Origin of the sequence: Gordonia sp. CPCC 205515 (assembly GCF_048537925.1) — a bacterium.
Classification (GTDB): domain Bacteria; phylum Actinomycetota; class Actinomycetes; order Mycobacteriales; family Mycobacteriaceae; genus Gordonia.
The window spans coordinates 53,595-69,258 of record NZ_JBCLVJ010000002.1; the positions used below are offsets into that span (position 1 = coordinate 53,595).

Here is a 15,664-nt window from a genome sequence, read left to right on the forward strand (position 1 = left end):
CAGATTCCTCCTTATGTCCAGACAAACTATTGACACTGCTGCGTCGGCTGTAACACGATGAAAGCCTCACGAACCCTGCGTCGAAAGGACGTGTCGTGCTGTCCACTTTGCCCGTCGCCCGTACTCCCGATCCGCGTTCAGCGCCCGTGCTGCGCTGGGGCATTCTCGGACCCGGCTGGATTGCTGCCCGATTCGTCGCCGCCCTGAATGCGCACACCGAACAGAAGGTGGTCGCCGTCGGCTCCCGGTCGCTGCCGCGCGCACAGGAGTTCGCGCAGCAGCACGGCATCGGTGCGGCCCACGGCTCCTACGAGGAACTGCTGGCCGATCCGCAGGTCGACATCATCTACGTCTGCACCCCGCACACCGAGCACCGGCCGAACGCGCTCGCGGTGCTCGACGCGGGCAAGCACGTCCTGGTGGAAAAGCCCCTGGGTATCAATGCCTCTCAAGCACGCGAGATCGCCGACCGCTCACGCGCGACCGGATTGTTCGCAGGCGAGGCCATGTGGACCCGGTTCTTGCCCAAGTTCGACGTGCTGCGTCGACTGCTCGACGACGGCGCGCTCGGCGAGATCCGCACCGTGATGGCCGATCACGGCGAGTTCTTCACCACCGATCACCGCATCTACAACCCGGCGCTCGCCGGCGGTCCGATGCTCGACCTCGGCTCGTACCCGGTCGCGTTCGCGCAGTGGACCATCGGCTCCCCGACGCGGGTCGCGGCACTCGGCACACCTGCCAATGATGAGCTGAACGGCCAGATCTCGGCCATCCTCGGCACCGCGTCCGGCGCGCAGGCACTGATCAACACCACGATCCTGTCCGATACGCCCACCGACGCCGCGATCTGCGGTGTCGACGCGACCATCGCCATCCCCGGGCCGTTTTATCAGCCGGGCCCGTTCGAACTTCGCCAACGCAAGGGTGAAACGTTGCGGTACATCGAAGAACACGGCGGCCACGAGGCCGGTCTGCACTTCTCGGCCGTCGATGCCGCCCGCGAGATCGTGGCCGGCAACACTGAGTCGACGACCCACCCGCTCGCCAACGTTGTGGCCACCCTTCACACCATGGACGCCATTCGGTCCGAGCTCGACATCGTCTTCGTCGGAGAGGGACAGTCATGACCATCCGAGTCGGAATCATCGGGGTCGGCATCATGGGCTCCGACCACGCTCTCACTCTCAACCGGTCGGTCAACGGCGCCGAAGTGGTCGCGGTCGCCGACGTCAATCAGGCTGCTGCCCAATCCATTGCAGCGCAGATGCGGGACGCGCGGGTGTGCACGGACGGCATCGAGCTGATCACCAGCGACGATGTCGACGCAGTGATCATCGCCTCCCACGACTCCACGCACGCCGAGTTGGCGCTCGCCGCGATCGCGGTGGGGAAGCCGGTGCTGTGCGAAAAACCGTTGGCGCCCACCGCTGCCGAGTCGCGTGCGGTCTGCGACGCGGAACGCGCGACGGGTCGGCAGTTGATCACCCTCGGATTCATGCGCCGCTTCGACCCGGCCTACGTTGACCTCCGCCACGCCGTCTCCGGGGGAGACCTCGGCGAGATCCTGGTGGCGCACTGCGTCAGTCGCACTGTGACCGCCGGCCCGGGTGGGGATTCCGCTGCCACGGTGACCAATTCGGCTATCCACGAACTCGACATCATGCCGTGGCTGCTGGATTCCCGATCGCCGAAGTCAGCTGGCACGCCGGCCGCTCCTCCCGCAACGGCGGTCCCCGCCGCGACCCACAGATCATGTTGCTGCGCACCGACTCCGACGTGCTGATCACCGTCGAGGTGTTCCTCAACGCCGGATATGGCTACGACACCCGCTGCGAGGTCGTCGGCGATGACGGAGTCGCCGCACTCACCCTGCCGCAGACCGTCGTCATCGACTCCGCGCGGACCCGGTCCGTGGACTATCCCGCCGACTGGCGTCCGCGGTACGCCGACGCCTACCGGCTGGAACTGACGGAGTGGATCGACGCGCTATCGGTCGGTCGCACACCGACCTTGGCCACAGCCGACGACGGCCTGCGCGCCGCGCTCGTCGCCGACGCCATCGTCGAGTCGATGAACGACGGTGGCCGCACGGTGAGCGTGGACTACGGCCTCGTGCCCTCTTCTGCTCCCTGAGGAGGCCCGGAGCGCTAGCGGAGGGCCGTCACGAAGGGCGCCCCCGACAACGAAACTTCTTCCCCCACAAACCCAAAGATCCCCCGGCGTGCAACCGGGGGATCTTTGGATTTCAGGGGGAAGAACTTGGGGCTCAGGCGTTCTGCGGGAAGCCCAGGTTCAGTCCGCCGTGTGACGGATCGAGCCAGCGGGTGGTGATGGCCTTGGCGCGGGTGAAGAAGTGCACGCCTTCGGTGCCGTGGGCGTGGGTGTCGCCGAACAGCGAGGCTTTCCAGCCGCCGAAGCTGTAGTAGGCCATCGGGACCGGGATCGGGACGTTGATGCCGACCATGCCGACCTCGACCTCGTTCTGGAAACGACGTGCCGCGCCACCGTCATTGGTGAAGATCGCGGTGCCGTTGCCGTACTGGTTGGAGTTGATCAGCTCGAGCGCCTCGTCGTAGGACTCCACGCGGACCACGGACAGGACGGGTCCGAAGATCTCATCGGTGTAGATGCTCATGTCCGGGGTGACGTTGTCGAACAAGGTCGGTCCCAGCCAGAATCCGTCGGCTCCGCCATCAGCTTCAACGGTGCGGCCGTCCAGAACCACAGTGGCCCCGGCTTTTTCGCCGGCATCGACGTAGGAGGCGACCTTGTCGCGGTGCACCCTGGTGACCAAGGGTCCCATGTCGGAGTTCTTGGTGCCGTCACCGGTCTTGATGGTCTTGGCGCGTTCGGTGATCTTGGCGACCAGGTCGTCGGCCACATCACCGACGGCGACGGCGACGGAGATGGCCATGCAGCGCTCACCGGCGGAACCGAAGCCGGCGTTGACCATCGCGTCGGCCGCGAGATCGAGGTCGGCGTCGGGGAGGATGATGGCGTGGTTCTTCGCCCCGCCGAGGGCCTGGACGCGCTTGCCTGCGGCGGTGCCGGTGGCGTAAACGTACTCGGCGATCGGGGTTGAGCCCACAAAGCTGATCGACTTGATGGCCTTGTTCGTGAGCAGCTCGTCGACGGCGGTCTTGTCGCCTTGCAGGACGTTGAACACGCCGTCGGGCAGTCCGGCTTCCTTCCACAGTTCGGCGAGCCAGATCGCGGCGGTGGGGTCCTTCTCCGACGGCTTGAGGACGACGGTGTTGCCGGCGGCGATGGCGACGGGGAAGAACCACATCGGGACCATGGCGGGGAAGTTGAACGGGGAGATGATGCCGACCGGGCCCAGCGGCTGGCGTACGGAGTGGACGTCGACTTTGGTGGAGGCGTTCTCGGTGTAGCCGCCCTTGAGCAGGTGCGGGATACCGCAGGCGAATTCGGCGACTTCCTGGCCGCGGGAGATCTCGCCGAGGGCGTCGGAGAGGACCTTGCCGTGCTCGGCGGTGATGATCGCGGCGAGTTCGGGCTTGCGGGCTTCGAGGAGCTCGCGGAACTTGAACAGGATGCCGGTGCGCTTCGCGAGGCTGGTGTCGCGCCACATCGGGAAGGCTGCTGCGGCGGCGTCGATGACCGCGCGGGCGTCTTCGACGTTGGCCAGGGCGACCTCGCCGGTGACAGCGCCGGTGGCGGGGTTGGTCACCGGAGCGGTGTTGCTCGAGGTGCCGGGGAAGGCCTTGTTGTTGACCCAGTGGGTGATGGTGTCGGACATGGGGTTTCTCCTGTTGGGTTTGGGTGGAGGAGCGGGCGTCGCCCCCCGCTGATCGAGTAAGTGAGGAGCGCTAGCGACGAACGCATTCCCGCTGATCGAGTAGCGAGGAGCGCTAGCGACGAGTGTATCGAGATCACCTGTGGTGCAAGGGTTACTGTGTGGCCTCGATGCGCTCGGCTCCTTCGTCGCCGGGCTTACTCGACCAGCGGAAAAGGGTGCGGCGTCGCCTTTCCTCTGACCGAGATCACTTGCGGCAGAATCGGTCAGCTGTACTTCTTGACGTACTCGTTCATGGTGGCGAGTTGGTAGCGCGACACTTCGGTGGCATTCTCATTCTCCGCGAACACACTTGACACCATGACGGTGTCGTCGCGGTCGTAGAAACCGATGTCGCCGAGGGTGGAAAAGAACTCGTCCCAGTTGACGTCGCCGTCGCCGATCTTGAGGTGCTGATGCACTCGGACGGCGTTGCCGGGCGGGTTGGTGATGTACCGAAGCCCGTGCGACGCATGGTGATCCATGGTGTCGGCGACGTGCACCAGACGCAGTAGGTCACCGGCGGTGGTCATGATCTCGGCCATGTTGCCACCCATGTGGAAGCTATGGCAGGCGACGTACACCAGGCCGAAGTTCTTCGAGTTGATCCCGCGGATCATCCGGATGGCGGCCAGGCCGTCCTCGCAGAAGTCATCGGGGTGCGGGTCGATGCGGACATCGATGCCCTCACGCTCGATGATCGGAACCAGCTCCTCCATCGACCGGTAGAAGGCGCGTTCGGATTCCTCGGCCTTCTCCGGACGACCGGAGAACTCCGTATTCATCACGTTCACACCGAGGTCGACGGTGATCTGGATGGCCCGCTTCCAGTACCGCACCGCAGCTTCGCGGGCGTCCTCGTCGGGACCCGACCAGCGCAGCACCGGCAGCACCGACGCGATTCCGACGCCGGCATCACTGCAGGCCTTGCGGAACTTGGCGACCAGATCGTCGTCGGCCTTGGGGTGATTGAAGAACGGGATCATGTCCACGTGCGGGGTCAGCTGCAGGTACTCGTAGCCGAGATCGGCAACCACCTTGGGCAGTTCCAGCAGCGAGTAATCGTGGTGGAACGGAGTGGGATCGAGGGCGACCTTCATGCTCAGGCCCCCTTGATCGAGGCGCGGTCGACCATGTCAACGGTGACGACCTCGCCGGTCTCGAGCGCCTTCACACCCGCGGCGCAGACGGCGGCGGCGGCATAGCCGTCCCACGCACCCGGGCCGTCGACGTTGGTGCCGGCCTTGACCGCGTTGACCCACCGCTGGATCTCGGTGTCGTAGGCAGCGCCGAAACGCTCGACGAACGACGGCGTGATGTCGCCGCCCCAGATGCCCGCGATCTTGCGGCCGTCGCCGGTATCGGACTGAACGGGGTTGCGCTGCTTACGCACAATGCCACCCTGGTCGAGCCCGATGAACGCCGAACCGAGTTCGCCGACGACCTCGGTGCGCACCTCGTAGGCGACGCCGGTGGTGACGAAGCACTCGACGTCGATGTGCCGGCCGGAGGCGGTCTGGAAGATCGCGATCTGCGGATCCTTGAGTCCCTCAGGCGCATTCGGGTTTGATCCCGGTGCGATGATCTGCACCGAAGTGATCTCCTCGTCGAACAGGAAGCGCGTGACGTCCACCTCGTGGACGAGCGAGTCCTTGACGATCATCGCGGAGTCGAAGCTCGGTGGCACGGCCGGATTGCGGTGGACGCAATGCGCCACCAGCAACTGGCCGAAAGTGCCGTCGTCGATCAGGCCCTTGAGCTGCTCGTACTCGGCGTCGAAGCGGCGCATGAAACCGACCTGGATCAGCTTCTTGCCCGATTCCGCCTCGGCCTTGACCACGGCCAGCGAGGTCTCGACGTCGGTGGTCAGCGGCTTCTCACACATGACCGGCTTGCCGGCCTCGATACAGGCCAGCAGCTGCTTCTCGTGGGTCGGGCCGGGGGTGGCCAAGATGACCGCGTCCACATCCGGGTCGGCGATCGCGTCGAGCGGATCGTTGATCACCCGGCAACCCGGGATGGTGGCCGCGAGTTCTTCGGCCTTCTCCGGGAAGTAGTCGTTGAGCACGGTGACGGTGGCGCCCTTGGTGCGCTGCGTGATGCGAGCGACGTGGTCGGCACCCATCATGCCGACGCCGAGGATGGCGACGCGCAGGTCAGACATGATTGCTCCTTCTTCGTGGGAAGTGTTGGTGGTCAGTTGAATCGAACGGCGGGCACGCCGCAGGAACCGAGATATTTCTGGGTGCGCTGGGCGATCGGCAGTGGCGCGTCGGGCGAGCACGGGTACATGTCCTGCTCGACGATGGCGAAGATGTCGATGCCGAGGTCGGCGACGGCCTCGAGCAGCGGCGGCATCTCGGGGATGCCGCGCGGTGGCTCGGTCATCGCGCCGAGCTTGACGGCCTCGCCGAATGGCAGGTCGTCGGCGGCGACCTTGGCGCGCACGGCCTCGTCGACCTGCTTGAGGTGCAGGTAGCCGATGCGGTCGGGATGCTTGCGGATGATCGCGAGATTATCTCCGCCGCAATAGGAGACGTGACCGGTGTCGAGGCAGAGGTTCACGAACTCCGGATCGGTGTTCTCCACGAACCGGTAGATGTTCTCCTCGGTATCGACGTGCGAGTCGGCGTGCGGATGGTATTGCGCTCGTACACCGTACTTCTCGAACATCGCCTTACCCAGCTCGTTCATGCCCTGGGTCTTCTTGCGCCACTGCTCATCGGTGAGGTTCCGGTCCTCGAGGACCTCGCCGGTGGCCGGGTCGCGCCACATCTCCGGGATGACGACGACGTGCTTGCCGCCCACGGCCGCAGTCAGTTTCGCGACGTCCTCGATCTGCGTCCACACCGCGTCCCAGGAGTTGTCCTGGTGCAGGTGCTCGAACACCGTGCCGGCGGACAGCTTCAGGCCGCGCTCACCGAGCTCGTCGAGCAGCTGTTTGGGGTCGGTGGGCAGATAACCGAAGGGGCCCAACTCGATCCACTCGTAGCCCGACGCGGCGACCTCGTCGAGGAAGCGGGTGTACGGGGTCTGCTGCGGATCGTCGGGGAACCAGACGCCCCACGAGTCGGGTGCGGAACCAACGAGAATGGTCGGCGACATCAGTGTCCTCCGGTGGTGTTGTTCGGATTGGTGGGGTTGAGATACGGACGCTGTACGGCCTTCCATTGCGCGTAGACGTCGTAGGCCTGCTGGGTCGACTCCAGGGTCGAGGTCTCCGAGACCGGGACATCCCACCAGGATTCGCTGTCCGGGGCGCCGATCAGCGGATCGGTCTCCACATGGATGACGGTGGTGCGCTCGGCGGCCTTGGCCGTCTTGATCGCGTCGGCGAACTCGGCGGCGGTGGTGGTACGGATGACGTCGGCGCCCAGCGAGGCGGCGTTGGCGGCCAGATCGATCGGCAGGGTGGAGCCGTCGAGCCGGCCGTCGTCGCTGCGGTAGCGGTAGTTGGTGCCGAACCGTTGCGAGCCCAGGGATTCGGAGAGCGAACCGATGGACGCGAATCCGTGGTTCTGCACCAGCACGACGATGACCTTCAGGTTCTCCTGCACCGCGGTGACCAGTTCGGTGGCCATCATCAGGTAGGAGCCGTCGCCGACCATGACGAACACGTCGCGATCGGGGCAGGCCATCTTCACGCCGAGTCCGCCGGCCACCTCGTAGCCCATGCAGGAGTAGCCGTATTCGACGTGGTAGCCCTTGGAATCGCGGGTGCGCCAAAGCTTGTGCAGGTCACCGGGCATCGAGCCGGCCGCGCAGACGACGACATCGCGCGGATCTGAGGTCTCGTTGACCAGCCCGATGACCGCACCCTGGGTCAGCGCCTCGTCGCCGGTGGCGATGTTGGTGCCGACCGCAGTCGGGGAGTACGCCCGCTCGACGATCTCGTCCCACTCGGTGGCGAGCGCGGTGATCCGCTCGGCGTAGTCGGCGTCGACCGAGTAGTCCGACAGCAGGGCGTCGAGGGCGTCGAGGGATTCGCGGGCGTCGGCGACCACGCTGTAGCCGCCCTGCTTGATCGAATCCAGTGATGCCACATTGATATTCACGAACCGCACGGCCTCGCCGGTGAATGCGGTGCGCGACGCAGTGGTGAAGTCGCTGTAACGGGTGCCGATACCGATCACCACGTCGGCCTCGGCGGCGAGCGCGTTGGCGGCGGTGGTCCCGGTGGAGCCGATCGCCCCGACCGACTGGGGATGGTCGTACGGTAGCGAACCCTTGCCGGCCTGGCTCTGGCCGACCGGAATTCCGGTGCGGGCGCAGAACTTCGCGAGCGATTCGGTGGCGCCGCTGTAGATCACGCCGCCGCCGGCGACGATCAGCGGACGCTTGGCCGAGCGGATGATGTCCGCGGCCTCGGCGATGACGCGGCTCTCCGGAAGCGGGCGTGCCACATGCCAGGTGCGCTCGGCGAACAGTGATTCCGGCCAATCGAAGGCCTCGGCCTGTACGTCCTGCGGGATGGCGACGGTGGCCGCGCCGGTCTCCACCGGGTCGGTCAGCACGCGCATCGCACCGATCAGCGCGGCGGGCAACTGCTCTGGGCGCCACACACGGTCGAAGAACCGGGACACCGGCTTGAACGCGTCGTTGACGGTGACGTCACCCGACGACGGAAGCTCCAGCTCCTGCAACACCGGCGCCGACGCGCGGGTGGCGAAGGTGTCGGCGGGCAGCAGCAGTACGGGCAGCCGGTTGATGGTGGCGAGTGCGGCGCCGGTGAGCATGTTGGTGGCACCCGGGCCGACCGACGCGGTGACGGCCCACGCCTCCATCCGATCCTTCATCCGCGCATAGCCGACCGCCGAGTGCACCATGGCCTGCTCGTTGCGGCCCAACACATATTTCAGCGACGGCTCGTCGCCGGCAGTCAGATCGTCGACCTCCTGCTGCAGCAGCGCCTGCCCGAGTCCGGCGACATTGCCGTGGCCGAAGATGCCGAAGCAGCCGGCGAAGAACTTGCTGCGTTCGCCGTCGCGCTCGACGTACTGGTTGGCGAGGAACTTGACGGTCGCCTGCGCGACGGTGAGGCGGACGGTGGGTTCACCGTGGGGAGTCCGCACGCCGGTCAGTCCGCCGGCGCGTCCCTGATTGATCGGTGCCACGATTGCTTCTTTCTCGGAGGTGGTTGGTCAGTTGGACTTGTGCAGGGGGAGTCGGGGATCCACCTCTTGGTGTTCCCAACTACCGCGCAGCCAGGTGTGGGCGGGGTCGTCGCAGATGTTCCAGGCACGTTCCTCACCTGGTCCGGCCATCACGTTGAGGTAGTACATGTGATAGCCCGACGCGGCGATCGAGGGACCGTGGTAGCCGTGTGGCACCAGGACCACGTCGCCGTCGCGCACCTCCTCGAGGACCTCGATGGGCCGCTCCGGTGTGCCGTAGACCCGGTGATAGCCGAAACCGTCGGAACCGTTGTCGCCCTTACTGATCTCGAAGTAGTAGATCTCCTCGAGCTGCGATTCGACATCGGAGTTCTCGTCGTGCTTGTGCGACGGGTAGCTCGACCAGTTGCCGCCCGGGGTGATGACCTCGCAGGCGATGAGCGAATCCGCCTCGAACACACCGGCTGTGCCGAAGTTGTGCACCTGGCGGCTGCAGTTGCCGGCACCGCGCAGCTCGACGGGAACATCGGCGGCCGGGCCGTAGCGGAACGGCAACTTCTTCGAAGCCCGCGCGCCGCAGAGGGCGAATCGTCCGCCCGCGGTGCTCGACACGGTGAACTCGGTGTCCCGGCCGACGTAGGCGAAGTCACTCGGTCCGGCGAAAACGCTTGCCCGACCGGCCAGTTCGAAAGTCCTGCCGTCGGCGGTCACGGTGGCCGAACCGGCCAGCGGGACGACCATGATCTCGTCGAGGCCGCTGTCGCGCGAAACGGATTCGCCGGCAGCGAGTTCGACGACGAACAGCGACGATTCGGTCCAGCCGGCCGACTCCGGGGTGACGTCGACGGTCAGCGGCGCGGTGGCCGAGCGGGCGGGGATGTACCACTTGGAGTTCATGCGATCACTGCACCAGGTTGACGGCGGTGTCCACGGCGGTGGCCACGTCGTCGTCGCTCGGGTACAGCAGGGTACGGCCGACGATCAGCCCGCGGACCGCCGGAATCTGCAGGGCGCGTTCCCAACTGGCGAAGGTCTCGTCGGGCGCGGTTTGCGGGTCGCCGCCGAGCAGCAGGGTCGGCAGGGTGGTGGCGTCCATGACGCGTTCCATCTCGTCGACCACCGGCAGCTTGAGCCAGGTGTAGGCCGAGGTGGAGCCAAGGCCCTGGATGATGTGCATCGACTTGATGACCGCGTCGGCGGTGAGGTCGTTTTTGACCTTGCCGTCGACCCGCGAGGACAGGAACGGCTCGAGCATGGCGATCGATCCGCCGGCGGCGAGTTCGTCGACGGCCGCGGCGCAGGCGGTCATCATATTCAGCGTGCCGGGATCGTTGAGGTCGACGCGGCACAGCATCTTGGCGCCGTTGATGCCGGAGTCGATGGTCCAGCGGGCGGTGGCCGCGGTCATGCGGTCGTCGAGTTCGAACGTTGCGCCGGCCAGGCCGCCGCGGTTCATCGACGAGAACACCACCTTGTCCTCGAGTGCGCCGAGCAGCAGCAGGTCCTCGAGGATGTCGGAGGTGGCGAGCACACCGTCGACGCCGGGGTTGGCCAGCGCGGTGCGCAACCGGTCGAGGAGGTCGGAACGGCTGTTCATCGCGGTCGGATTGGCGCCGACGGCCAGGGCGCCGCGGGCCGGGTGGTCGGCGGCGACGATCATCAGCCGGTCGGAGCCGTTGACGGTGCTGCGGCGACGACGCTGCGCCCACGCCTCGGCGATGGCGGCGGGGTGCTGGGCCCGGACCGCAGTCACCTCGGCGTAGGTGGTGCAGGTGGGGGCGGTACCGAGCGGGTAGAGGCCGCCGGCGGCGTTCTCGGGTTTGCGGCGGGTCGCAACCTCAGACATTGACATTCTCCTCAACGGTGGCGGCGAGGGCGGCGACCTCGTCGGCGGTGGGCATGGCAGTCGAGCATTCGAGGCGGCCGGCGACGATCGCGCCTGCGGCGTTGGCGTGGCGCAGGATCTGCTCCAGCGGCCAGCCGGAGAGCAGGCCGTGGCAGAGGCTGCCGCCGAAGCTGTCGCCGGCGCCCAGACCGTTGACGACGTCGACCGGGATGGGCGGGGACTCGACGGTTTCGTGGCGGGTCTTGCCGAGCACGCCGCGCGGTCCCTGCTTGACGATGGCCAGCTCGACGCCGAGGTCGAGCAGCGCGTCGGCTGCCTTGTGCGGGTCGGTCTCGCCGACGGCGACCTCGCACTCCTCCTTGTTGCCGACGGCGACGGTGACATGTCCGAGGGCCTTGCGGACCTGCTCGGTGGCCGCGGCCGGCGACTCCCAGAACATCGGGCGGTAGTCGAGGTCGAGCACGGTCAGCGACTGCCGTCCGCGAGCCTCCCAAGCAGCGAAATGGGCACTGCGCGAGGGCTCTTCGGACAGACCGGTCACCGTCGACCAGTACAGACGCGCGTCGTGCACGGCGGCGGTGTCGATGTCGGCGATCTCGATCTGCAGATCCGGGGCCGCGGGCTTGCGGTAGAAGTACAGCGGGAAGTCGTCCGGCGGGAAGATCTCGCAGAAGGTCACCGGGGTGGGGTACTGCTCGTCGATGGAGACGAACCGGTTGTCCACGCCGAGACGATCGAGTTCGGTGCGGACGAAGCGACCGAAGGGGTCGTCGCCGACGCCGGAGATCAGTGCCGCGGAATGTCCCAGGCGCGCGGCGGCGACGCTGACGTTGGCGGCACTACCGCCGAGGAACTTGCCGAAGCTGGTCACGTCCTCCAGGCCGACACCGATCTGCTGCGGATAGATGTCGACCCCGCTGCGGCCGATGGCCACTACGTCGAAGTTGGCGGTCCCGCCCGACGGGGACGAATGCTGTGCGGTCACGTACTGCTCCCTGCTCGAGGTCTGTGAAACCAGGACTGTTTCGAACTTGGTAACCACTGTGCGTCAGCCCACACGTCAATGTCAAGACTTTGTCCTGACATTCTTACCTGGCATAGTGGTGGCCGGGATCACACGCCTGCACCACACTGGTTGCAGACCTTTCCGAGAGGACCCGAAATGGCAGCAGAGACAATGCCCGTCGGCATCATCGGCTTCGGCTGGATGGGTCGCGCCCATGCGCAGGCCTATGCGCGCCTGCGTCACCATTTTCCTGAACTCCGCCCGGTGCCGAAACTGTCGGTGATCGCCGACGAGGTCACCGACCGCGCCGCCGCGGCGGCCGCCCAGTTCGATGTGCCGGCCGTCGTCGCCGACTGGCAGGAGGTCGTCGACGACCCGACGATCGGCGCGGTCAGCGTCACCGCACCCAACTTCCTGCACCGCGACATCGGCTGCGCCGTGGTCGCCGCGGGCAAGCACCTGTGGATCGAGAAGCCGGTCGGACTCTCGGCCGACGATGCCCGGGCCGTTGCCGACGCCGCGCACGCCGCCGGGGTTCGCACCGCCGTCGGCTTCAACTACCGCAACGCACCTGCCGTCGAGGCCGCCCGCGAACTGATCGCAGCAGGCGAGATCGGTGAGGTCACGCACTCCCGGTTCCGGCTGTTCAGCGACTACGCCGCCCACCCGGACGGCGCACTGAGCTGGCGATTCCAGCGCGACCGTGGCGGCAACGGCGTCCTCGGCGACCTCGCCTCGCACGGCGCCGACCTGGTCTGGTTCCTGCTCGGTGACATCGACTCGCTGGTCGCCGACACCGCGACCTTCATCACCGAGCGTCCCAAGCCGACCGGCGCCACCGCCGGACACCAGTTGGCCAGCGGCGGCGAACGCGGCCCGGTGGAGAACGAGGACTACCTCTCCGCGCAGCTGCGGATGGCGTCGGGCGCCCGCTGCGTGCTCGAGGCCAGCCGCGTCTCCGTCGGTGCGCAGAACTCCTATGGCTTCGAGATCCACGGCACCAAGGGTGTCGTGCGCTGGGATTATCGGCGGATGGGTGAACTCGAGCTGGGCGCCGGCGAGGCCTACCAGGATCAGTCGGTCTCGACGATCTACGTCGGACCGGGGCACGGTGAGTACGACAGGTTCCAGCCCGGTTCGGCCAACGCCATGGGCTACGACGACCTCAAGGTTATCGAGGCTGCGCGCTTCCTCGCGTCGATCAACGACCCCGCGCTAGCGGGCGCCACCATCGACGACGCCGTGCGCAGCGCGGAGGTACTCGACGCGATGACCACGTCGGTCCGCGAAGGCACCTGGGTGTCGCCGGTGGGGGTCTCCACCGTTTCGGCGTGACGAGTCCGACGGGGACCTCCTTCCCGCACGCGCTGGCCCTGCTCGGGGCCGGTGCGATGTTCATGGAGATCCTCGACGCGACGATCGTCGCCACCGCACTTCCGGCCATCGGCGCCGCGTTCGATGTGCGACCGCTCGACGCGACGGTGGTGGTCACCAGCTACCTGATCACCCTGGCGGTGCTCATCCCGCTCTCCGGGTGGGTGGCCGACCGGTTTGGGGTGCGCCGCGTATTCCTGTGCGCGATGGTCCTTTTCACCATCGCATCGGCAGGATGCGCGGTGGCGCCGAGTCTGGCGGTGCTGGTGGGCATGCGGGTGCTGCAGGCGGCGGGCGGCGCGATGATGGTGCCGGTCGGCCGGTTGGCCGTGCTGCGCAGCGTCGAACGCTCCGACATCGTCCGCGCCATCGCCTACCTCACCTGGCCGGCGCTGATCGCCCCGGTTCTCGCGCCGCTGCTCGGTGGTCTGATCGTCACGCACACGAGCTGGCGGTGGATCTTCGCCATCAACATCCCACTCGGGGTGCTCGGGCTCGCGGTGGCATTCGTCGTCTGCCGACCGGCCGAATCAGGTTCGGGACGAAGACCTCTCGACGTCCCCGGCGTCATCGCGACGACGGTTGCGGTGGGCGCGGCGATGCTCGCGGCCCAAGAGTTGACCGCGACACATCCGCGGTGGTGGTGGCTGTCGGTCACCGCTGGGGTCGCGGTCATCGTCGGATATCTGGCGCTGGCCCGGCTGCGGTCTTCGCCGCATCCGCTGCTGAATCTCGATGTGCTGCGGGTGCATTCGCTGGCCACCGTGATCGGCTACGGCACGGTCTATCGGATGGCGATCACCGCGGTGCCGTTCCTGCTGCCGCTGATGTTCCAGTTGCGGTTCGGGTGGACACCGGTCGCCGCCGGGGCCATGGTGGCCGCCCTGTTCGTCGGCAACGTCGTGATCAAGCCGCTGACCACACCGATGATGCGGCGCTGGGGGATTCGCGGGGTACTCACCGTCGATCTGTCGGCGTCGGTGCTCGGATTCGTCGCGCTGGCAATGCTGGGTCCGGCGACGGCAAGCGTCGTGATCGCGACCGTGCTCGTCATCTCCGGTGCCCTGCGGTCCATCGGCTTCTCCGCCTACAACACCCTCGCCTTCTCCGACGTCGACCCCGACGATCTCAGCGACGCCAACGCGTTGCACGCGGCGGTTCAGGAGCTCGGTTCGGCCTTCGGTGTCGCGGTCGGGGCGGTGGCCGTCGCCGCGTTCTCCGGCGCCGCCGACGGGCTACCCGCCGGGCCGTATTCCGCGGCATTCTTGCTGCTCGGCGCGCTCATGGCGGTCTGCGCCGTCGGTGCGGTCCGGCTGCCGGTCGGGGCCGGCCGGCAAGCCGTCGGCGGCTAGTCGCCAAAAATAAACACCGAATGTCCTAACAAAGTCTTGACACGGCACCTGTGACCGGTATTACATCTTCACAGGAGAGTGGCTCCTCGGACACTGCGAACTCAAGCTCGCAGGCAGATCGAAGGGAAGAGACAACGATGAACTCGACAGAACGCCGCCGGGGCGGACGGATGCGTCGGATCGCGGCCATGGCCGCGGCAGCAACGTCCGCGGTGGTGATCGTCGCAGGTTGCTCGAGCACCGGCGGCAACCCCGACACCGGGGACAACGGCGGCGACAACGCCGGCAATGCCGGCACCGAGCAGTTGACCATTGCCATGGTCACCCACGAGGTTCCGGGCGACTCCTTCTGGGACCTCATCCGCAAGGGCGCCGAAATGGCGGCCAAGAAGGACAACGTCGAACTCAAGTACTCGTCCGACCCGGAGGCGCCGAACCAGGCAAACCTCGTGCAGTCGGCGATCGACTCCAAGGTCGACGGCATCGCGGTCACCCTGGCCAAGCCGGACGCGATGGCTCCAGCCGTCAAGGCCGCACTCGCCGCGAACATCCCGGTCACCGCCTTCAACTCCGGCTACGACGACTGGAAGGCGATGGGCGTCCAGCAGTACTTCGGTCAGGACGAGAAGATCGCCGGCCGCGCCGCCGGTGAGCGTCTCGCCAAGGAAGGCAAGAAGCACGTCCTGTGCGTCATCCAGGAGCAGGGACAGGTCGCCCTCGAATCCCGTTGCGCCGGCGTGAAGGAAGGCTTCACCGGAGGCTCCTTCGAGATCCTGAACGTCAACTCCAAGGACATGCCGTCCGTCGAGTCGACGATGACCGCGAAGCTCCAGCAGGATCCGTCGATCGACGCGATCATGACCCTCGGCGCGCCGATCGCCCAGACCGCGGTCAAGTCCAAGGGCAACGCCGGCTCCAACGCCGAGATCGCCACCTTCGACACCAACTCCGCACTCGTCGACCTGATCAAGAGCGGCGAGGTCAAGTGGGCCGTCGACCAGCAGCCGTACCTGCAGGGCTACCTCGCCGTCGACTCGCTGTGGCTCTACCTCACCAACGGCAACACCATCGGCGGCGGCCAGGCAGTGCTGACCGGCCCCGCATTCATCGACCAGTCGAACATCGACAAGGTCGCCGAGTACGCCAAGAACGGCACCCGCTGACCGCGGGCCG

General features: G+C 66.9%; 12 protein-coding genes and 1 pseudogene. 5 read left to right on the plus strand and 8 right to left on the minus strand.

Going from position 1 to position 15,664, the window contains the following annotated elements; all coding sequences use genetic code 11:
- The first annotated feature begins 98 nt into the window (after positions 1-98).
- The gene (locus AAFP30_RS00460) at positions 99-1,130 is read left to right on the plus strand and encodes a Gfo/Idh/MocA family protein (RefSeq protein WP_419228622.1); all 1,032 of its coding nucleotides are present in this window, start codon (positions 99-101) and stop codon (positions 1,128-1,130) included.
- Positions 1,127-2,136, plus strand: a pseudogene (locus AAFP30_RS00465) (Gfo/Idh/MocA family oxidoreductase). The gene AAFP30_RS00460 and the pseudogene AAFP30_RS00465 overlap by 4 nt, the downstream one beginning before the upstream one ends.
- A 133-nt stretch (positions 2,137-2,269) precedes the next feature.
- On the opposite strand, the gene AAFP30_RS00470 reads toward AAFP30_RS00465, so the two are convergent.
- The 8 genes from AAFP30_RS00470 to iolC form a co-directional block, all read right to left on the minus strand.
- On the minus strand, positions 2,270-3,763 hold the full coding sequence (locus AAFP30_RS00470; RefSeq protein WP_419227864.1) for a CoA-acylating methylmalonate-semialdehyde dehydrogenase: 1,494 nt from the start codon (positions 3,761-3,763) through the stop codon (positions 2,270-2,272).
- A gap of 263 nt (positions 3,764-4,026) precedes the next feature.
- Positions 4,027-4,899, minus strand: coding sequence for a sugar phosphate isomerase/epimerase family protein (locus AAFP30_RS00475; protein ID WP_419227865.1), 873 nt, complete (start codon positions 4,897-4,899; stop codon positions 4,027-4,029).
- Positions 4,900-4,901: 2 nt separating this feature from the next.
- Positions 4,902-5,963 (minus strand): Gfo/Idh/MocA family protein, encoded by a 1,062-nt coding sequence (locus tag AAFP30_RS00480; RefSeq protein WP_419227866.1) that lies wholly within the window; start codon positions 5,961-5,963, stop codon positions 4,902-4,904.
- A gap of 32 nt (positions 5,964-5,995) precedes the next feature.
- Positions 5,996-6,904: a sugar phosphate isomerase/epimerase family protein gene (locus tag AAFP30_RS00485; RefSeq protein WP_419227867.1), complete on the minus strand. Its 909-nt coding sequence runs from the start codon at positions 6,902-6,904 to the stop codon at positions 5,996-5,998.
- Positions 6,904-8,913 (minus strand): 3D-(3,5/4)-trihydroxycyclohexane-1,2-dione acylhydrolase (decyclizing), encoded by a 2,010-nt coding sequence (gene iolD / locus AAFP30_RS00490; protein ID WP_419227868.1) that lies wholly within the window; start codon positions 8,911-8,913, stop codon positions 6,904-6,906. The genes AAFP30_RS00485 and iolD overlap by 1 nt, the downstream gene beginning before the upstream one ends.
- Before the next feature lie 27 nt (positions 8,914-8,940).
- Positions 8,941-9,810, minus strand: a complete 870-nt coding sequence (gene iolB, locus AAFP30_RS00495) for a 5-deoxy-glucuronate isomerase (RefSeq protein ID WP_419227869.1) — start codon at positions 9,808-9,810, stop codon at positions 8,941-8,943.
- A 4-nt stretch (positions 9,811-9,814) separates the two neighbouring features.
- The gene (locus AAFP30_RS00500) at positions 9,815-10,759 is read right to left on the minus strand and encodes a Cgl0159 family (beta/alpha)8-fold protein (RefSeq protein WP_419227870.1); all 945 of its coding nucleotides are present in this window, start codon (positions 10,757-10,759) and stop codon (positions 9,815-9,817) included.
- Complete coding sequence (gene iolC / locus AAFP30_RS00505) at positions 10,752-11,744, minus strand: 5-dehydro-2-deoxygluconokinase (RefSeq protein ID WP_419227871.1); 993 nt, start codon at positions 11,742-11,744, stop codon at positions 10,752-10,754. Before iolC ends, AAFP30_RS00500 begins: the two co-directional genes overlap by 8 nt.
- Positions 11,745-11,921: 177 nt before the next feature.
- Here iolC and AAFP30_RS00510 point away from each other — a divergent pair, with 177 nt between their 5' ends.
- The 3 genes from AAFP30_RS00510 (at position 11,922) to AAFP30_RS00520 (ending at position 15,654) form a co-directional block, all read left to right on the plus strand.
- Positions 11,922-13,100, plus strand: coding sequence for a Gfo/Idh/MocA family protein (locus AAFP30_RS00510; protein WP_419227872.1), 1,179 nt, complete (start codon positions 11,922-11,924; stop codon positions 13,098-13,100).
- A 32-nt stretch (positions 13,101-13,132) separates the two neighbouring features.
- Positions 13,133-14,491 (plus strand): MFS transporter, encoded by a 1,359-nt coding sequence (locus tag AAFP30_RS00515; protein WP_419228623.1) that lies wholly within the window; start codon positions 13,133-13,135, stop codon positions 14,489-14,491.
- A gap of 188 nt (positions 14,492-14,679) precedes the next feature.
- On the plus strand, positions 14,680-15,654 hold the full coding sequence (locus AAFP30_RS00520; protein WP_419228624.1) for a substrate-binding domain-containing protein: 975 nt from the start codon (positions 14,680-14,682) through the stop codon (positions 15,652-15,654).
- Positions 15,655-15,664: the final 10 nt, after the last annotated feature.